We start from the raw sequence: 18,878 nt of genomic DNA on the forward strand, positions 1-18,878 counted from the left end.
GTCAGGCACCGCTCAGCGCTTCGGCGCCGGTACGGGCCGTGCCGCCGGCGGCGTCCGTCCTACGGTCCCGGCCGTTCCCAGGGGCGCCGCTCTGCCGGGCCGCCTGGATCGCCCAGTACACCGCCTCCGGTGTCGCGGGCGAGGCCAGTTCGACGCCGACGCCGTCCGGTCCGAAGGCGGCGGCGGCCTGCCGCAGCGCCTCGCGCACCGAGAACGCCAGCATCAGCGGGGGCTCGCCGACCGCCTTGGAGCCGTAGACGGCGCCTTCCTCGGTGGCGTTCTCCAGCAGGTGGACGTGGAACTCCTCGGGCATCTCGGAGAAGCTCGGCAGCTTGTAGGTGCTGGCGGCCTGGGTCAGCAGCCGGCCGCGGCCCGGTCCGTCGCCGGTGTCCCAGCGCAGGTCCTCCAGGGTCAGCCAGCCCGCGCCCTGCACGAAGCCGCCCTCGACCTGGCCGATGTCGATCATCGGGGAGATGCTGTCGCCGACGTCGTGCACGATGTCCACCCGCCGGATGCGGTAGGCGCCGGTGAAGCCGTCGACCTCCACCTCGGTGGCGGCGGCGCCGTGGGCGAAGTACTTGAACGGGGAGCCCCGGAAGGTCTTCGCGTCCCAGTGCAGCCCCTCGGTGCGGTAGAAGCCGGCCGCCGACAGCTGCACCCGCTGGAAGTACGCGGTGCGCACCAGGTCGTCCCAGGCCAGCTCCCTGTCGCTGCCGAGGGCGCGGGCGACGCCCTCGACGATGCGTACGTCGGAGGGGTTCGCGCCGAGCTGGGTGGCGGCCACCTGGAGCAGCCGTTCCCGCAGCTGCTCGCAGGCGTTCTTGATCGCGCCGCCGTTGAGGTCGGTGCCGGAACTGGCGGCGGTGGCCGAGGTGTTGGGGACCTTGTCGGTGCGGGTCGGGGCGAGGCGCACCTTGTGCAGCGGGATGCCGAGGGTGGTCGCGGCCACCTGCAGCATCTTGGTGTGCAGGCCCTGGCCCATCTCGGTGCCGCCGTGGTTGATGAGGACCGAGCCGTCCTTGTAGATCAGCACCAGTGCGCCGCCCTGGTTGAAGGCGGTGAGGTTGAAGGAGATGCCGAACTTGATGCCGGTGACCGCGAGGGCCCGCTTGGTGTGCGGGTGGGCGGCGTTGAAGGCGGCGATCTCGCGCCGGCGGTCGGCGACGCCGGCGTTCTCCTGGACCTGCCGCCAGACGGTGGTGATCCGCTCGGCCTGGGTGACCGGCTGCCCGTACGGCGTGGTCTGGCCCTGGCCGGGCCGGTAGAAGTTGCGTTCCCGCAGCTCCATCGGGTCCAGGCCGAGCCGCGGCGCGCAGCGGCCCAGGATGTCCTCGATGACCAGCATGCCCTGCGGTCCGCCGAAGCCGCGGAAGGCGGTGTTGGAGACCGTGTGGGTCTTCGCGATGCGGCCGGCGACGCGGGCGTTGGGGATCCAGTAGGTGTTGTCGATGTGGCACAGGGCGCGGGCCAGCACCGGTTCGGACAGGTCCAGGCTCCAGCCGCCGTCGGCGGTGAGGGTGGCGTCCAGGGCCTGGATGCGGCCGTCGGCGTCGAAGCCGATCCGCCAGGCGGCGTGGAAGCCGTGCCGCTTGCCGGACATGGTCAGGTCCTGGGTGCGGTTGAGCCGGAACCGGACGGGGCGGCCGGTGAGCTTGGCGCCGAGCGCGGCGACGGCGGCGAAGCCGTGCGGCTGCATCTCTTTGCCGCCGAAGCCGCCGCCCATGCGCAGGCACTGCACGGTGACCTCGTGGGCGGGCACGCCGAGGACGTGCGCGACGATCTCCTGGGTCTCCGAGGGGTGCTGGGTGCTGCTCTGGACGAAGACCTGTCCGTTCTCGTCGACCTGGGCGAGCGCCGCGTGCGTCTCGAGGTAGAAGTGCTCCTGGCCGGAGAACTGGAACTCGCCGGTGAACACGTGCGCGGAGTCGGCGAAGCCCGCGTCGACGTCGCCGGTCACCATCATGGGCCGGGCACCGTGGTAGCTGTCCGCTGCCATCGCGTCCTGCAGCGTGATCAGGGACGGCAGTTCCTCGAGTTCCACCTCGACGGCCGCCGCGCCGAGCCGGGCCGCCTCCAGGGTCTCGCCGAGCACCCAGGCGACGGCGTGGCCGTGGAACATGACCTCGTCGGGGAAGAGCGGCTCGTCGTGCTTCATGCCGGCGTCGTTGACGCCGGGCACGTCGGCCTTGGTCAGGACCCGCACCACGCCGGGCACGGCGAGCGCGGGCGCGGTGCGCAGCGCGGTGATCCGGCCGTGGGCCTTCATGACCTGGACGGGGTGGGCGTGCAGCACGTCCTTGGTGCGGTGGACCAGGTCGTCGGTGTAGAGCGCGGTGCCGGTGACGTGCTGGACGGCGCTCTCGTGGGGCACCGAGAGGCCGACCAGCGGCTTCTCGGGGCGTTCGGACAGGTGGCTCATGACGGCACCGCCTCGGTGGTCTGTGCGTACAGCTTCAGCAGGCTCTGGCCGAGCATCGCGGAGCGGTAGAGGGCGCTGGCGCGGTGGTCGTCCAGCGGTGTGCCCTCGCCCCGCAGGACGCGGGCCGCGTCCTCGGCGGTCTCCTGCGACCAGGGCCTGCCCTCCAGGGCCGCCTCGGTGGCGAGCGCGCGGACCGGGGTGGCGGCCACGCCGCCCAGGCCGATGCGCGCCTTGCGGACGACGCCCGCGTCGATGTCGAGCGCGAAGGCGACGGCGACGCTGGAGATGTCGTCGAAGCGGCGCTTGGCGATCTTGTGGAAGGCCGTGAGCGGGGAGAGCGGCAGTGGGACGCGCACCGCGCGGATCAGTTCGCCGGGGCGGCGCACGCTCTGCCGGTAGCCGGTGAAGTAGTCGGCCAGCGGGACCTCGCGTTCGCCGTCGGCGTCGGCGAGGACCACCGACGCCTCTAGCGCGAGCAGCACCGGCGGGCTGTCGCCGATGGGCGAGCCGGTGCCCAGGTTGCCGCCCAGGGTCGCGCTGTTGCGGATGAGCCGGGAGGCGAACTGCGGGAAGAGGTCGGCCAGCAGCGGGACGGTGCCGTCGAGGCGGCGTTCGATCTCGGTGAGCGTGAGCGCCGCCCCGATCTCGACGGCGTCGGGTCCGACGCGCAGTTCCCGCATTTCGGGCAGCCGGTCGACGGCGACGACGCAGTCGGCGCGGCGGGCGCGGAGGTTGACCTCCACTCCCCAGTCGGTGCTGCCGGCGACCACCACCGCGTCGGGCCGCTCGCGCAGCAGCCGCAGCGTCTCGGCCAGGGTGTTCCTGCGCAGGAAGACGCTGCCGCCCTGTGCGTACTCGGTGGCGGCCGGTGCGGGCGGGGCCTGTTCGCGGCGCTGTGCCAGCGCGTCGTCCTCGGCGGGCGTGCCGACGGCGAAGGCGGCGTCGCGGATGGGGCGGTAGCCGGTGCAGCGGCACAGGTTGCCGCTGAGCGCGTGCAGGTCGAAGCCGTTGGGGCCGTGTTCGGCGTCGGGGCCGTGGCCGTCGGTGGCGCCGTCGGCCGGGTTCTCGTGCGCGCAGCGGTCGGGCCGGTAGTACTCGGCTGCCATGCTGCAGACGAAGCCCGGCGTGCAGTAGCCGCACTGGGAGCCGCCGCGGGCCGCCATCTCCTCCTGCACGGGGTGCAGGGCGGGCGGGGTGCCGGGGTCCCCGGCGGGGGCGAGGCCCTCGGCGGTGACGATCTCCTGGCCGTCGAGCCCCGCGACCGGGAGCAGGCAGGCGTTGACCGCCACCCAGTCGGTGGGCTTGTTCACCCCGGGGCGTGCCACCAGTACCGAACAGGCTCCGCACTCGCCCTCGGCGCAGCCCTCCTTGGCCCCGGTGAGGCCGCGTTCGCGCAGGAAGTCCAGCACGGTGGTGTGGGGCGCGGCCGGTGCGACGGGGGTTTCCCTCCCGTTGACCGTGACGCGTGCCTCCGTGGGGTGCGCTTCTGTGACGTGTGTCCCCGTGGCCTGTGCCCCCGTGGTGCGTGCCTCCGTCATGACATGCCTTCGTTCCGGCTCGGGACGGACCGATTCATCATTTTCGTCTTCTTCGCCATGTTCGCCAATTCGGGCAGCTTTCTGTGCTCGGGCGGCTTTCCGTTTTCGGACGCGCCGCGCAGAGGAAAGCGGGCGCAGGACCGCGCGTCGGCACGCGGACGAAGGCATGCCGGGAGCGGTGGAAAAGTACGAGAAAAAAGGGGGATCCCCCGGAATGTGCCGCACACCGGCACAGGGAACGGCGTACTCAGCAGCCGTGCGCGACCCTGCCCGAAACCCAGACCGTGCTGCGGGCGAGGCGACCCAGATCAGAGTTCTTGCACATCCGCCGGTCGCCTCCTTTCAGGTTTATGGGTCAGCTTCCCCCGCAAATTAGTGGCTGCGGTCACCGCGGTCAAGGGGTGTGCAGCCGATATTCGGACGGCCGTGCTCCCGGCGGTCGCGGGCGGGCCGGGCGGCGGCCGGTGGGGCGCCCGCTTCTTCCCGGGGTCGCACCGGATCTTCCCGAGGTCGCTCCGGATCTTCCCGAGGTCGTTCCGGCGCGGGACATTTGACCGGCGCGCAACCGGGGAAGGACCCGGGGGCGGGCCGGGAGAGTCCCAGCGGGGTCTGGGGGAACCGGGGTGACACGGATGCCGCCGGAGGGGGCGCGACATGCGGGACGGTCATCGGGCGGAGGCCGAGCGGCTGCTGGCGCGGGCCGTGGAGGAGGAGGTGCGGCGCTCGGGCGGACGCACGGACGGCGCCGTGCTGCTGTCACGGGCGCGCGGGGCGCTCGACGCGATGGCGGCGACCGCCGCCGAGGAGTACGAGGCCTACGTCCGCGCCCTGGACGAGGCGTCGGCCGGTCAGCTCACCTTCCGCCGGCGTTACGCCCAGGAGGGCGCCGGCACTCCCCTGCTGGTGGCCGCGGTGGCGGCCCTCGCCGCGGTCGTCGCCGACATGGTGCTCGGCACCGGCGCGGGCACGGCGGTCACCGCGGGCGTGACCGCGGGCGTCGCCGGCGCGGCGGCGACCGTCGTCAAGGTGGCCGGGTCGCACCTGCCGGCCGCGCACCACCGGGCCGGTGCGATGAGCCAGCCGGGCGGGCCCGAGCAGCTGCGGCTGCAGTGGCTCACCGCGCTGGAGGTGCGGGGCATCCGGCCGTTCCTGGACCAGCAGCGGGTGCTCGCCGCGTCCACCGGGCCGAAGAAGACGGGGCCGAGGCTGCGGGGCGCCGACAAGAGCGCGGCGGCCCGTGGGCGCAGTGTGCTGGAGCAGTCGTTCGCGCACCTGCCGCGGCCGGAGGGCGTCTTCGCGGGGCGGCGCCGGGAGCTGGCGCTGCTGCGGCAGTGGGTGCGGGAGGCCCGCGCGAGCACGGAGACCAGGCCGACGGTCGTCGTGCTGCACGGGGCGCCCGGCAGCGGCCGTACGGCACTCGCGGTGCGCGCCGCCCATGAGCTGCGGGACCACTTCCGCGGGGCCTGCGTGGTCGATCTGCGCGGCGGCGCCTCGCCCGGGGGCGAGCCGCCGCTGTCCACCCGGGACGCCCTGCTGCATCTGCTGAACCGGCTCGGGGCGCCGCGCGAGCAGTTGCTGTTCCGGGAGCGGTCCTCGGCGGACCAGCAGGTCAGGCGGCTGAGCGAGCTGTACCACCAGCATCTGACGGGCGTGCCGGTCACCGTCGTCCTGGACGACGCCTCGGACCCCGGGCAGGTGCGCGCGCTGGTGCCCGAACGGTCGGACAGCCTGGTGCTGGTCACCGCGCGGGAGCCGCTGGACCTGCCGCCCGACCTGCCCGCGCGGGTCTTCCGGCTGCCGGTGGAGCCGCTGGACGCGGCCGGCGCCGAGGAGCTGCTGGACGCCGTCGCCCAGGGCGCCACGGGGCCCTACGACGCCGAGTCCGCCGACCGGATCCGGGAGCTGTGCGGCGGGCTGCCGCTGGCGCTGCGCATCGCCGGCTCGTCGCTGGGCCCGCGCTCGCCGCGCGCCCTCGCCGGTGACCTGGGCGCCTACGGGCCGGTGGAACCGGCCGAGCGTGCCCTGTGGCTGCGCTACACCGACCAGCCCGAGCCGGCCCGGCGGCTGCTGCGGCGCCTCGCGCTGGCCGGGCGCACCTCGCTGGGCGCCGCCGCTGCCGCCGCCCTGCTGGCCACCGACGAGGCCGAGGCGGCACGGCAGCTGGCGGCGCTGTCGCGGGCGGGGCTGATCGACCATGTGCGGGGCAGCCGCTACCGGCTGCACGACGTGGTGCGGGACTTCGCCCGGGCCCGCCTCGCCGACGAGGAGGAGCCCGGCGAGCGGGCGGCGGCGCAGGAGCGGCTGATCGCCAACTACGCCGAGCTGGCCGACTCGGTGCTCCGCCTGGTCGACGGCAACGTGTCGACGCGCTCGGACCGCTTCGGGCAGCACGGCTTCACGTCCCTGGACGAGGCGCTGCACTGGCTGGACGACGAGTCGAGTTTCATCACGGCGACGCTGCGGCACGCGGACGGCGTCGACCAGGGCGCGGTGCTGAACCTGCTGGGCGCGCTGTGCGACTACTGCCTGCTGCGCGGCGACCTGTACCGGCTGGGCGAGATCAGCGACCTGGCGCACTCCGTGGACCAGGGGCTGCTGGTGCGCTCGGTGCAGTGGCGCACCGGTATCGCGGCCCGGCAGCTCGGCGAGCTGGACAAGGCCCGCACGACGCTCACCTCGGTGGTCGGCCTCTACCGGGATGCCCATCACGACGCGGGGGCGGCGCGCGCCCTGTGTTCGCTGGGCATCACCCTGCACCACCAGGGCAATCTGGCCGAGGCGGCGGCGAGACTGCGGGAGGCGCTGGATCTGCAGGCCTCGCCCGCGCTGGCCACGGACCGGGCGTGGACGCTGCACGCGCTGGCGGCGGTGCAGCGGGACCGGGCACGGCTCGCGGAGGCCATGGACCTGCTCACCGAGTCGCTGGTGCTGCACCGCGCGGGCGAGTCGGTGCACGGCCAGGCCTGGGCCCACTTCCAGCTCGGCCAGCTGCGGCTGCGGATGGGCGACGTACCGGGGGCCGAGGCGGATCTGCACAAGGCCCTGGAGCTGTACGGGCGCACCCGGGACGCGCGTGGCGAGGCCTGGGCGCTGACCCAGCTGGCGCGGGCCCGGCTGGTGAACGGCGACGCCTTGGAGGCGGTGGCGGAGCTGCGGCAGGCCGCGGCCCGGCACCGGGAGAACGAGGACGCGCGCGGCGAGGCGTGGACGGTCTACTACATCGGCCAGGCGCTGGAGGAGACGGGCGATCTGGACCAGGCCGTCCGTGAGCTGGAGCGCTCCCGCACGATGTTCTCGCGGATGCGGGACGTGTACGGGCTGGCCTGCGCCCGGCACCATTCGGCGCGGGTCACGCGGGACCAGCGGGCCGCGCGGACGGGCTCGCTCAGGAACTCCGGCTTCGCCCGCCAGCTCCTCGTGGACGCCCGCGCCGACTTCCGGCGCATCGGCGTCGGCCACGGCGAGGCGTGGACCTGCCTGGAGCTGGCCGTCGTGGACGCGGGCAACGCCCGTACGCCGCAGGCGCTCGCGCTGTGCGACGAGGCGGCCGCGCTGTTCGCCTCGTACGGCGACCGGCGGGGCGAGGACTGGGCGCGCTTCCTGCGCTGCACGCTGCTGCCGTACGCCGCCCCCGGCGGGGTCGAGGTCGGGACGGCGGTGGCGCAGGAGGAGCTGGCCCAGCTGTCCCGCGCCCGGCATCCGGCCCGGGACCCGAAGCTGGACGAGTACGCGGAGGCGTACCGGCTGCTGCTGGAGCGGGGCGTGCGGCTGGAGGAGGGCTGGCAGGCCTGGCGCCTGGGCATGGTCCCGAGCCGGCACGCACGCGAGGTCATGGGCGTGGAGGTACCGACGGAACACTGAGGACACCGGGGCTGCGGGGCGGCGGGGCACCGGGGCGGGCACCGGCAGGCCGGTGCATGGGCCTGCGCCACCGGGACGGTGACAGGGCCCGGCACGGACCGCCGTCGCCGCAGGGACGGCAGGACCGAGGTGAACCGACGCCACGGGAGGGCGGCGGGCCGGGCGCGTGCGCCGTCGCCGCGGAGGGAGCGGCAGGGCGGGGCGTGAGCCCGGCGTCGGTGGGCGGCGCAGCGGTCGGCGCCGGCCCGGCGGCGCGGGGCGGTGGTGTCGCCGGCCGGGCCGGGCCGGTCCGCCTTCCGCGCTGCCGGGTGTACGTGCGTCCGGGGGTCAGCCCTGCTGCGGACCGACCCGGCCGGCGGTCCTGCCCGCGCCGCCGGCGGAGGCGTCCGCCTCCGGGTCCGGGGCCTCCTTGAAGTCGACCCTGCCCATGTGCCGGTTCATGGACTTCATCAGACCCCACACCGCCAAGGCCAACACCGCGAAGACGATGAAGCCGAGGACGCCGGGGGTGACCTTGTCCTCGTCCAGTTCGGCGAGGGTGACCAGGTGCGTCATTGCCAGGCTTGCGCTTGCGCTCATGTCAGGCATTGTCCCGGATGCCCGCGAAGAGGTCGTCCTCGGGGAGGGAGGTGTCCACGAGGGACTTCGCGAGCTCGTACTCCTCGGTGGGCCAGACCTCCTTCTGGACCTCCATCGGCACCCGGAACCATCCGCCGTCCGGGTCGATCTGCGTGGCGTGCGCGATCAGCGCCCTGTCGCGGACCTCGAAGAAGTCGGCGCAGGGCACGTGCGTGGTGAGCGTGCGCTCCTTGCGCTCGAACTCCGACCAGCGCTTGAGCCAGTCCCCGTAGGGCGACTCCAGGCCGCGCTCCAGCATCGCGTTGTGCAGCGCCTCGGTGCGGGGACGGTTGAATCCCTGGTTGTAGTACACCTTCAGCGGCTGGTACGCCGGGCCGTACTCGCTCTCCGGGTACTTCTCGGTGTCGGCCGCGCCCTCGAAGGCCACCATCGTGATCTTGTGGGTCATGATGTGGTCGGGGTGCGGGTAGCCGCCGTTCTCGTCGTAGGTGGTGATCACCTGGGGGCGGAAGGAGCGGATCTTCCGCACCAGCTCACCGGCCGCCTTGTCGACGTCCTCCAGGGCGAAGCAGCCCTCCGGCAGCGGCGGCAGCGGGTCGCCCTCGGGCAGGCCGGAGTCGACGAAACCGAGCCACTCCTGCTTGACGCCCAGGATCTCCCGGGCCTCGTCCATCTCCTTCCTGCGCACCTCGTGGATGTTCTCCTCGATGTACGGGTCGCCCTGCAGCTTCGGGTTGAGGATGGAACCGCGCTCGCCGCCCGTGCAGGTCACCACCAGCACGTCCACCCCTTCGGACACGTACTTCGCCATGGTGGCCGCGCCCTTGCTCGACTCGTCGTCGGGGTGGGCGTGCACGGCCATCAGTCGCAGCTGGTCAGTCAAGACTCAATCCTCGGTCAGTCGGCGCCCTGTGCGGTGGCGCGGTCCAGTGGGTGCCGCCCCGTGGGGGCGTCGTCGGTCGGGGGCGGCGGTCGGGTGACGGGTGGGCGGCTTCTATAGTGACCGAATCGGGGGGCGAATAATTCCGGGGTCCGGCAGGAACGGTCCCCGGGGCCCCTGTCGGGACATCCGTTCCGCTCCCGCCGAGAGGACGATCATGAGTACGGCGACCACGAGAGCGCCCGAAGGCCGCTACGGCCGTTCCTCGGACGAGCGGGCCGATCGCACCCTCAAGGTCGTCGGCGCCGTGCTCGGTGCCGTGGCGCTCGTGGTGCTCGGCTGGTTCGGCTACCACTACGTCGGCCAGAACAAGATCAGCGCCGAGGTGATCGGTTTCGACATCGGCGAGGACGCGGTGCAGGTGCATCTGGAGGTCCGCAAGGACGCCGGTGCCTCCGGCTACTGCACGCTGCGCTCCCAGGCGGAGGACGGCGGGGAGGTCGGCCGGGCCGACTTCCGCTTCGGCGGGGACGCGACGCGCATCGACAAGGTCGTCACCCTGCGCACGAAGGCCCGCGGCACCTCGGCCGAGCTGCTCGGCTGCCACGCGGAGTGACAGCCCCCGTGGCACCACCCGTGACACCCCCGGGGTCCTTTCCGCGCTGACCTGCGCCGACGGAAATCTGGTGGCTTATGTCCTCCCTCTTTCGCCCCTGAATTGTTAGGCTCGTGGTTTCGCCCTCCCGTGGAGGAACATCCTTCTGGGTAGGGCGTTGCTTTGTATTCCCAGCACCGACGAGGAGCACCTGTGACCCAGACCAGCGAGAACGTCACCTGGCTGACCCAGGAGGCGTACAACAAGCTCAAGGAGGAGCTTGCGTACCTTACTGGTCCCGCGCGCACCGAGATCTCTGCCAAGATCGCCGCGGCGCGCGAGGAGGGGGACCTGCGCGAGAACGGCGGGTACCACGCGGCCAAGGAGGAGCAGGGCAAGCAGGAGCTCCGTGTGCGCCAGCTGACCCAGCTGCTCGAGAGCGCCAAGGTGGGCGAGCCCCCCGCCGCGGACGGCGTGGTGGCCCCCGGCATGGTCGTCACGATCGCCTTCGACGGCGACGAGGACGACACGCTGACCTTCCTGCTCGCCTCGCGCGAGTACGCGAGCTCGGACATCGAGACCTATTCGCCGCAGTCCCCTCTGGGCTCCGGCGTCAACGGCCACAAGGTCGGCGAGGACGCAGAGTACGAGCTGCCCAACGGCAAGAAGGCCTCCGTCAGGATCCTCAAGGCCGAGCCGTACAGCGGCTGACCCGCCGGGCCCGGCCGGTGCGTACGGCCGCCCGTCCTCGGAACGAGCCCCCGGTGTCCCGGTGACGCCGGGGGTTTCGTCGTCCCGGGAGGATCACCGGGGAGAGGATCACCGCGGAGATCAGCCGTCGGCGGAGCGGTACTTGCGCACCGCCAGTGTCCGGAAGACCGCGATGATCAGGACGGACCAGATCACCGAGGCCCAGACGGGGTGCTGCATGGGCCAGGCGTCGGACTGCACGACGCCCGGGTTGCCGAACAGCTCCCGGCAGGCCTGCACCGTGGCGCTGAACGGATTCCATTCGGCGATGTGCCGGAGCCAGGGCGTCATCTGGCCGGAGTCCACGAAGGCGTTCGACACGAACGTCACGGGGAACAGCCAGATGATCCCGCCCGAGGTCGCCGCCTCCGGAGTGCGCACGGAGAGGCCGATCAGGGCCCCGATCCAGGTGAAGGCGTACCCCAGGAGCAGCAGCAGGACGAAGCCCGCCAGGATCTCCCCGGCGCTGGTCGGGGACGCGGAGCCGGTGCGCCAGCCCACGATCAGGGCGACGGCCGCGAGGACGAGCAGGGTGATCGACGTCTGCACGAGGTCGGCGACCGTCCGCCCGGTGAGCACCGCGCCCCGCGCCATGGGCAGGGAACGGAAGCGGTCGACGATGCCCTTCTGCATGTCGTCGGCGATACCGGCGGCCGATCCGGCGGTGGCGAACGTGACGGTCTGGGCGAAGATGCCCGCCATCAGGAAGTCCTTGTAGACGCCCGGGTCGGTGCTGTTCCCGATCTTCATCGAACCGCCGAAGACGTACGTGAACAGGACCACGAACATCACCGGCTGGATGACCCCGAACAGGACCATCTCCGGGATCCTGGTCATCCGGATCAGGTTCCTGCGGGTGATGACCAGGGAGTCCCGCACGGACTGGCCGAGGGAGCCCACGGGCGACGCGGCGTGCGCGGAATCGGTGGCGGTGTTCACTTGGCGGACTCCTTGTCCTGTCGGCCGGCGGCTTCCCGGGCCGGGGCGTCCGTCTCCTTCCCGCCCTCGGCCACATGGCCGGTGAGGGAGAGGAAGACGTCGTCGAGGGTGGGGCGGCGCAGACCGACGTCGTCCAGCTCGATGCCGCGCGCGTCGAGTGCGCGGATGATCTCGGCGAGCAGCTTCGCGCCGCCGCTGACGGGGACGGTGATCTTGCGGGTGTGCTCCTCGACGGCGGGCGAGCCCTTGCCGAACCCGGCGAGCACCTCGGCGGCCGTGCCCATGCGGTCGCGGTCGCGGACGACGATCTCGACGCGCTCTCCCCCGGTGCGGGCCTTGAGCTGGTCGGAGGTGCCGCGGGCGATGACGCGCCCGTGGTCGACGACCGCGATGTCGTGCGCGAGGTGGTCGGCCTCCTCCAGGTACTGCGTGGTCAGCAGCAGGGTCGTCCCGCCGGCGACGAGCTGTTTGATGACCTCCCACAGCTCCTGGCGGTTGCGCGGGTCCAGGCCCGTCGTCGGCTCGTCCATGAACATGACGGGCGGGGAGACGACCAGGGCGGCCGCCAGGTCCAGCCGGCGGCGCATGCCTCCGGAGTACGTCTTCGTGGGGCGGTCGGCGGCCTCGGTGAGATGGAACTGTTCGAGCAGCTCGGCGGCCCGGGCCTTCGCGGCCCCGGCCCGCATCTGGTAGAGCCGGCCGACCATCTGGAGGTTCTCCCGGCCGGTCAGGTACTCGTCGACCGCCGCGAACTGGCCGGAGAGGCCGATGGAGCGCCGTACCTCGTTGGGCTGCCTGAGCACGTCGATGCCCGCGACGACCGCCTTGCCGCTGTCGGGGCGCAGCAGGGTCGTGAGACAGCGCACGGCGGTCGTCTTTCCCGCGCCGTTCGGCCCGAGCAGGCCGAGGACCGTGCCTTCGGGTACGTCGAGGTCGACGCCGTCCAGAGCCCTTACGTCACCGAAGGTCTTCACCAGGCCTTCGGCATAGATGGCGCCTGGCATATGAGTCTCCACGTCGTCGGGGATTCTTCGGAAAGCGTAGGAGCGCGCGGTTTTCTCCGCTTCTCCTTTTGCCGGTCTCCCGGCAAGCCGCAGCATGCGTACCACCGGGGGCCGGGACGCACCCGGACGGCGAGCCGGAGGGCAGACCGGAAGGCGGACCGGAAGGCGGACCGAAGGAGAGCCGAGGCGGCCCCGAGTGGCACAGGACACACAGTAACGCGATGTATCGCGTCTCACAATGGGTTTCCTCGAACGAGTGACGCACGAGATCCACGGGCCCAAGGGACCGGGGCCCGCTCAGCCGATGACGCGGTACCCCGCCTCCCGCAGCGCCCGGCCGACCTCGGCACAGTGCTCCGGCCCCTTCGTCTCCAGGTGCAGCTCGACCTCCGCCTCCGTGAGGCCGAGCCGCGGGTCGGTCCGCACATGGCTGACGTCCAGCACGTTCGCGTCCACCACCGACAGCACTCCCAGCAGCGTCGCGAGAGCGCCCGGCCGGTCCGTGAGCCGCAGCCGGACCGCCAGGTAGCGGCCCTGCGCGGCCATGCCGTGCCGCAGCACGCCCTGCATCAGCACCGGGTCCACGTTGCCCCCGGACAGCACCGCCACCACCGGCCCCTCGAAGGCACCCGGGTCGCTCATCAGCGCCGCCACCGGGCTCGCCCCGGCCGGCTCCACCACCAGCTTGGCCCGCTCCAGGCACAGCAGCAGCGCGGCGGACAGCTCGTCCTCGGAGACCGTGCGGACCTCGTCCACCAGCTCGCCGACGATCCCGAACGGCACGTCACCGGGCCGCCCCACCTTGATGCCGTCGGCCATCGTCACCGGATTGCGCACGGCCACCGGCCGCCCCGCGGCGAGCGAGGGCGGATACGCCGCCGCGCCCTCCGCCTGCACGCCCACGATCCGCACGTCCGGCCGGATCCCCTTCACCGCGACCGCGGTCCCGGCCACCAGCCCGCCCCCGCCGATGCCGACCACCACGGTCCGCACCTCGGGGCACTGCTCCAGGATCTCCAGCCCGACCGTGCCCTGGCCGGCGATGACGTCGGGGTGGTCGAAGGGGTGGATGAAGACCGCGCCCGTGCGCTCCGCGTACTCCTGGGCGGCAGCCAGCGTCTCGTCGACCACCTGGCCGTGCAGGCGCACCTCGGCGCCGTAGTCCCGGGTGGCGCTGATCTTCGGCAGCGGGGCGCCCTTCGGCATGAACACCGTCGCGTGGACGCCGAGCAGCGAGGACGCCAGCGCCACCCCCTGCGCGTGGTTGCCCGCGCTGGCCGCGACCACACCGGCGGCCCGCTCCTCGGGCAGCAGCCCGGCGATACGGACGTAGGCGCCGCGCAGCTTGAACGAGCCCGTCCGCTGGAGGTTCTCGCACTTGAGGTGGACCGGCGCCCCGACCAGCCGCGACAGGTACCGGCTGCCCTCCATCGCCGTCACCCGCGCCACACCCGAGAGCATCTTCCGGGCCCCGCGCACATCATCGAGGGTGACGGGGCGGACAGCGGCGGCCGTGCTGTAGCTCATCGCTCCAGCATCGCAGTTCACGCTCTCCGGCGACCGTCGTGACCAACCTCCGAGACCCGCTTTCCCCCGGGCCGGTACGTCTCACCGCCCGGCCGCGTACCCTTTCCCCCAATCAGCAGCCCTCCACGAAGTGAGCTCCCGGCCGTGCCCACAACACCTGGAATGTCGATGGACATGACGACCGCCGGTGACACCGGTCTTCTCGAGACCCTCCAGCACGAGGTGGCGCTCTTCGCCCGCCGCGCGGAACAGACCCGGCTCGGCGGGGTGGGGCAGGTCCGCAACTCCATGGACCGCGCCGCCTATCTGCTCCTCAGCCGCCTCGACAAAGAGGGCCCGATGGGCGTCAAGGCCCTCGCCTCGAGCATGGGGATCGACTCCTCGACCGTCACCCGGCAGGTGGCCCCGCTCGTCGAGACCGGACTCGTCAAGCGGACCTCGCACCCCGAGGACGGACGCGCCGTGGTGCTCCAGCTCTCCCCGCGCGGCGAGGCGCGGCTGAACGAGGTGCGGTCCTCCCGGCGCCGGCTGATGGCCGAACTGACCCACGACTGGGCGCCGGAGGAGCGGGAGGCGTTCTGCGCACTCCTCACGCGCTTCAACAGCGCCCTGTCCGCCCGCATGGCCCCGCAGAACGCGACGGGGCCGGCGTCGCCGCCGTCCTCCTGAACCGCCCCCCGGCCCCGCCGGCCCCTCCCGGGCCACGCGGGACCTCGCCGGGCGTTCCCAGGTGTACGGCGCCGGCCTCTTGACCGGCGGGCCGCCCCTGCCCTGATATGAGACCGGGGCCCGCACATCCGGCAGAACACGTCCACGTGCGCGGCTGCCCCCTCTTCTCCTCGCGGAGAGGCCACGGGCCTCGTGGTGAGGCCACAGGTGTCGCCCATCAGGCGGGAGGCGCGGTGCGGGAACAGCGTGCGCTCCAGGACGCCCGCCGGGACCGGGAGTTCGAGGAGTTCGCCGCGGGCACGGCGGGCCGGCTGCTGCACACCGCCTCCCTGCTCACGGCGGAGGATCCGGCAGACAACCCGCGCGCGCGGCGCCTGACCGTCCTCTCCCTCGCGCACACCTACGCGTGCTGGGACGGCCTGCGCGGCGAGGACCCCTACCAGCACGCCCGCCGGTACCTGGCCGTCCGCTTCGCCCACGAGGCCTGGCGCCACCGCGGCCGAGCCCTCCTCCCCGGCCGCCGGCGCCCCACGGGCGCCCTCGGCGGTTTCACCCCGCAGGAACGCCTGGTCCTGGTGCTCAGGGTGTACGAGGGGGTCGCCGAGGAACAGGTGGCCGCGCTGCTGGCGCTGCCCGTGGAACGCGTGCGGGCGCTCCACGACCGCGCGGTGTCCGCCCTGCTGCGTCCCCCCGGCCGGGGCCGCCGGCCCGGCGGCGGGAGCGGTGACGCCGTGTCCGGCACCCGCGCGCGGGGATCCGGGGGCCGCCGGTGAAAAGACTCGAACGCGAGGCCGCCGCCCGGCGGATCCTGGAGCGGTCGCCGCCGCGGGTACCGCCCGAACTGTACGCGGACGCCCTGCGCCTCGGCGGCCGGAAGCTGCGGCGCAGGACCGCGGCCCGCCGGCTGGTGTGGCTGGTGCTGTGCGCCGCGGCCGTGGCGTTCGCGGTGTGGGCGCTGACCGTCCGGCCCTGGGAACAGCCGCCTTCGGAGACGACGCCCCCGGTGACGGGATGGGAGGGCTGGTGACCGGTGGCCGGACGGGACCGGCCCCGCCACCGGGCCGGGGACCGGCCGAGGGCCGGCCCCGCGGTACCGGCGGTGCTAGCCGAGTGCCTGCTTGAGGTCCTCCAGCAGGTCGTCGGCGTTCTCGATGCCGACCGACAGGCGCACCAGGTCGGCGGGCACCTCCAGCGCCGAACCGGCCGCGGAGGCGTGCGTCATCCGCCCGGGGTGCTCGATCAGCGACTCGACGCCGCCCAGGGACTCGCCGAGCGTGAACACCTTCGCGCGGTTGCAGACCTCGACGGCCGCCTCCTCGCCGCCCTCGACACGGAAGGAGACCATGCCGCCGAAGGCACGCATCTGCTTGGCGGCGACCTCGTGCCCGGGGTGGTCCGGCAGCCCCGGGTAGAGCACGCGCGTCACGCGCGGGTGCCGGGTGAGCATCTCGGCGACCTTGCCGGCGTTCTCGCTGTGCCGGTCCATGCGCACCGCCAGCGTCTTGGTGCCGCGCAGCACCAGCCACGAGTCGAAGGGGCCGGCGACGGCACCCATCGCGTTCTGGTGGAACGCCAGTTCCTCGCCCAGCTCCTGGTCGTTCACGACCAGCGCACCGCCGACGACGTCCGAGTGGCCGCCCATGTACTTGGTCAGGGAGTGCACGACGACGTCCGCGCCGAGCGCCAGCGGCTGCTGGAGGTACGGCGTGGCGAAGGTGTTGTCGACGACGAGCCGCGCTCCGGCGTCCCGGGCGACCTGGGCGACGGCCGCGACGTCGGTGATGCCGAGCAGCGGGTTGGACGGGGTCTCCACCCACACCGCCCTGGTCCGGTCGGTGATCGCGGCGCGTACGGCGGCGGGGTCGGCGCTGTCGGCCACCGACCACTCCACGCCCCAGCGGGTGGCGACCTTGGCGAAGAGCCGGAAGGTGCCGCCGTAGGCGTCGTCGGGGATGACGACGTGGTCGCCGGGGCGCAGCAGCGTGCGCAACAGGCAGTCCTCGGCCGCCAGTCCGGACGCGAACGCGAGACCGCGGCGGCCGCCCTCCAGGGCGGCGAGGTTCTCCTCCAGCGCGGTACGGGTCGGGTTGGCGCTGCGGCTGTACTCGTAGCCGCCGCGCAGGCCGCCGACGCCGTCCTGCTTGTAGGTCGACACCTGGTAGATCGGCGGCACGACCGCGCCCGTCAGGGGGTCGGCGGTGTTGCCCGCGTGGATCGCGAGTGTCTCGAAGTGCTGACTGATGTGCCTGTCGCTCATGCGCACCGAGAGTAGTGCCGTCGGCGGCCCCGCGCGTTCTCCACAGGCCCACGGCGCAGGTTGGCCAATTGTCGGCGCCGTCTGGTTCGCTGGTGACATGGAGATTCTCTGGGTCCTGATCGCCCTGGTCATGCTGGGCTTCGTGCTGCTACCCCTGCTGCGGCGCCGCCGGGGCGCGGTCGGCCTGGTCCCGCCCGGCCACCCGGACGCCGCGGACCCCGCGAACTACGGCTTCGCCCGCGAGGAGGAGCTGGACATCCGCATGCCGGGTCCCGACCAGGACCTGCTGGACGTCCTGGACCTGGTGCAGCGCACGCAGGACCACCGGGGCGCGCAGCAGCTCCTCGCCGGCACGGAGGCGGAGGGCGAGCGCCGCTGGCAGCGCGTGCAGGCCTTCGCGGGCGCCGCGTCGCTGGAGCTGGCGCAGCGGCCCGGCGGGGACGGCGGGGCACCGGGCGGGCAGTGGCTGCGGGCATGGCGGTCCCAGGCGCCCAAGGACGCGGGCGGCGCGGCCGTGCACGCCGAGTTCCTGGTGCAGCAGGCGTGGCGGACGGCGACGCCGGGCACGGACGAGTTCCGGATCATCATGGAGGAGGCGAGGGCCGCGTGCGGCGAGGCCGCGCTGCTGGCCCCCGGCGACCCGGTCCCGTACATCGTCGAGCTGTCGGTGGCCCGTGGGCTCGGGTATCCGCGCGAGGACTTCGAGCAGCTGTGGCTGAAGATCCTGGACCGCGCGCCGAACCACATGGGCGCGCACCTGGCCGCCCTGCACTACTGGTGCGAGAAGTGGCACGGGTCCCGCGAGCTGGCGTACTCGTTCGCGGAGGCCGCCGCGGCCCGCGCGCCCCGGGGGTCGCTGCTGGCCGCGATGCCGCTGTTCGCGGTCTTCGAGCACCTGCCCGAGGTCAATCTGGTCAGCGGTTTCTACCAGAGCGAGGTCGTCACCAAGGCGATCCACGGCGCCCTGCACGCGGTCCACTCGGCGCGCCCCGACGACCCGATGCAGGCGCACGTGCGTCATCTGCTGGTGTTCTTCCTGGTCCGCGCCGAGCGCTGGGCGGAGGCCATGAACCAGCTGATGGTCGTCGACGGTCACGTGGGCGCCCTGCCGTGGATCCTGTCGGCCGACCCGGCGGCGGAGTTCGCGGTCTACCGCGCCCTGGCGGTGGCGGGGTACGAGGCGAACGGCGGCAGCCCGGCGACGCTGCCCCGCTGAGCCGCGTACGGCCGCTCCCGCCGAAGGCGGCGCCCCGGCCCGGTTCTCTCCGGGCCGGGGCGCCGTGCGGTCAGCCCTCGGTGCGGGCGGGCAGCCGCCATCCCGGGCGCGGGAAGTGGCAGGTGTAGCCGTCGGGGTAACGCTGCAGGTAGTCCTGGTGCTCCGGCTCGGCCTCCCAGAAGGGCCCGACCGGCTCCACCTCGGTGACGACCTTGCCCGGCCACAGCCCGGAGGCGTCCACGTCCGCGATCGTGTCCTCGGCGATCCGCTTCTGCTCGTCGTCGACGTAGTAGATCGCCGACCGGTAGCTGAGGCCGATGTCGTTGCCCTGGCGGTTCTTCGTGGTCGGGTCGTGGATCTGGAAGAAGAACTCCAGGATCGTGCGGTAGTCGGTCCGCTCGGGGTCGAAGAGGATCTCGACGGCCTCCGCGTGCGTGCCGTGGTCGCGGTACGTCGCGTTCGGCACGTCGCCCCCGGTGTAGCCGACCCGGGTCGCGGTCACGCCCGGCAGCCGGCGGATCAGCTCCTCCATCCCCCAGAAGCATCCGCCCGCCAGTACGGCCCTCTGCGTCTGCGCGGCCATCGCGGCCCTCCACAATCTCTCGGTTCTGTCGTGCGGGCGGCCGGCGCGCACACCACCGCCA

Annotated in this window: 16 protein-coding genes; 7 read left to right on the top strand and 9 right to left on the bottom strand. The window is 73.2% G+C overall.

Annotated features, from left to right (window positions below):
* Position 1: 1 nt before the first annotated feature.
* Positions 2–2,419 carry a xanthine dehydrogenase molybdopterin binding subunit gene (xdhB, locus tag ACFYOJ_RS03960; protein ID WP_356550742.1) on the bottom strand — a complete coding sequence of 806 codons (2,418 nt, stop codon included), beginning with the start codon at positions 2,417–2,419 and terminating at the stop codon, positions 2–4.
* Positions 2,416–3,957, bottom strand: a complete 1,542-nt coding sequence (locus tag ACFYOJ_RS03965) for an FAD binding domain-containing protein (RefSeq protein WP_356550744.1) — start codon at positions 3,955–3,957, stop codon at positions 2,416–2,418. Before ACFYOJ_RS03965 ends, xdhB begins: the two co-directional genes overlap by 4 nt.
* Before the next feature lie 654 nt (positions 3,958–4,611).
* Between ACFYOJ_RS03965 and ACFYOJ_RS03970 the strand changes: the two genes are divergently transcribed.
* On the top strand, positions 4,612–7,818 hold the full coding sequence (locus tag ACFYOJ_RS03970; protein ID WP_356550745.1) for a tetratricopeptide repeat protein: 3,207 nt from the start codon (positions 4,612–4,614) through the stop codon (positions 7,816–7,818).
* A gap of 327 nt (positions 7,819–8,145) precedes the next feature.
* Here the strand turns inward: ACFYOJ_RS03970 and ACFYOJ_RS03975 are convergent, their stop codons facing one another.
* Together ACFYOJ_RS03975 and mca are read right to left on the bottom strand one after the other, a co-directional pair.
* Positions 8,146–8,406 (bottom strand): hypothetical protein, encoded by a 261-nt coding sequence (locus ACFYOJ_RS03975; protein ID WP_356550747.1) that lies wholly within the window; start codon positions 8,404–8,406, stop codon positions 8,146–8,148.
* A complete protein-coding gene (gene mca, locus ACFYOJ_RS03980) occupies positions 8,399–9,280 on the bottom strand; it encodes a mycothiol conjugate amidase Mca (protein WP_356550749.1) in 882 nt (293 codons plus the stop codon). Before mca ends, ACFYOJ_RS03975 begins: the two co-directional genes overlap by 8 nt.
* A 214-nt stretch (positions 9,281–9,494) precedes the next feature.
* On the opposite strand from mca, the gene ACFYOJ_RS03985 reads away from it, so the two are divergent.
* Together ACFYOJ_RS03985 and greA are read left to right on the top strand one after the other, a co-directional pair.
* Entirely contained in the window at positions 9,495–9,893 is a 399-nt protein-coding gene (locus ACFYOJ_RS03985; RefSeq protein WP_356550751.1) for a DUF4307 domain-containing protein, read from the top strand.
* Between the two features lie 192 nt (positions 9,894–10,085).
* Positions 10,086–10,583 carry a transcription elongation factor GreA gene (gene greA / locus ACFYOJ_RS03990; RefSeq protein ID WP_356550752.1) on the top strand — a complete coding sequence of 166 codons (498 nt, stop codon included), beginning with the start codon at positions 10,086–10,088 and terminating at the stop codon, positions 10,581–10,583.
* Positions 10,584–10,703: 120 nt separating this feature from the next.
* On the opposite strand, the gene ACFYOJ_RS03995 is transcribed toward greA, so the two are convergent.
* From ACFYOJ_RS03995 to ilvA, 3 genes are all read right to left on the bottom strand, one after another.
* Positions 10,704–11,561: an ABC transporter permease gene (locus ACFYOJ_RS03995; RefSeq protein ID WP_356550753.1), complete on the bottom strand. Its 858-nt coding sequence runs from the start codon at positions 11,559–11,561 to the stop codon at positions 10,704–10,706.
* On the bottom strand, positions 11,558–12,565 hold the full coding sequence (locus ACFYOJ_RS04000) for an ATP-binding cassette domain-containing protein (protein WP_356550755.1): 1,008 nt from the start codon (positions 12,563–12,565) through the stop codon (positions 11,558–11,560). The genes ACFYOJ_RS03995 and ACFYOJ_RS04000 overlap by 4 nt, the downstream gene beginning before the upstream one ends.
* 297 nt (positions 12,566–12,862) lie before the next feature.
* Positions 12,863–14,092, bottom strand: coding sequence for a threonine ammonia-lyase (gene ilvA / locus ACFYOJ_RS04005; RefSeq protein WP_356550757.1), 1,230 nt, complete (start codon positions 14,090–14,092; stop codon positions 12,863–12,865).
* Between the two features lie 162 nt (positions 14,093–14,254).
* Between ilvA and ACFYOJ_RS04010 the strand changes: the two genes are divergently transcribed.
* From ACFYOJ_RS04010 to ACFYOJ_RS04020, 3 genes are all read left to right on the top strand, one after another.
* Complete coding sequence (locus tag ACFYOJ_RS04010) at positions 14,255–14,761, top strand: MarR family transcriptional regulator (RefSeq protein ID WP_356550759.1); 507 nt, start codon at positions 14,255–14,257, stop codon at positions 14,759–14,761.
* A 233-nt stretch (positions 14,762–14,994) separates the two neighbouring features.
* Positions 14,995–15,534 (top strand): sigma factor-like helix-turn-helix DNA-binding protein, encoded by a 540-nt coding sequence (locus ACFYOJ_RS04015; RefSeq protein WP_356550761.1) that lies wholly within the window; start codon positions 14,995–14,997, stop codon positions 15,532–15,534.
* The gene (locus ACFYOJ_RS04020) at positions 15,531–15,788 is read left to right on the top strand and encodes a hypothetical protein (RefSeq protein WP_356550763.1); all 258 of its coding nucleotides are present in this window, start codon (positions 15,531–15,533) and stop codon (positions 15,786–15,788) included. Before ACFYOJ_RS04015 ends, ACFYOJ_RS04020 begins: the two co-directional genes overlap by 4 nt.
* Positions 15,789–15,863: 75 nt before the next feature.
* Here ACFYOJ_RS04020 and ACFYOJ_RS04025 read toward each other — a convergent pair whose 3' ends face one another.
* A complete protein-coding gene (locus tag ACFYOJ_RS04025) occupies positions 15,864–17,018 on the bottom strand; it encodes a cystathionine gamma-synthase (RefSeq protein ID WP_356550765.1) in 1,155 nt (384 codons plus the stop codon).
* 97 nt (positions 17,019–17,115) lie between these two features.
* Here ACFYOJ_RS04025 and ACFYOJ_RS04030 point away from each other — a divergent pair, with 97 nt between their 5' ends.
* Complete coding sequence (locus ACFYOJ_RS04030) at positions 17,116–18,234, top strand: hypothetical protein (RefSeq protein ID WP_356550767.1); 1,119 nt, start codon at positions 17,116–17,118, stop codon at positions 18,232–18,234.
* A gap of 70 nt (positions 18,235–18,304) precedes the next feature.
* Here ACFYOJ_RS04030 and msrA read toward each other — a convergent pair whose 3' ends face one another.
* Positions 18,305–18,817, bottom strand: a complete 513-nt coding sequence (msrA, locus tag ACFYOJ_RS04035; protein ID WP_356550768.1) for a peptide-methionine (S)-S-oxide reductase MsrA — start codon at positions 18,815–18,817, stop codon at positions 18,305–18,307.
* Positions 18,818–18,878: the final 61 nt, after the last annotated feature.

It is taken from the genome of Streptomyces sp. NPDC006384 (assembly GCF_042870695.1).
Lineage (GTDB): Bacteria > Actinomycetota > Actinomycetes > Streptomycetales > Streptomycetaceae > Streptomyces.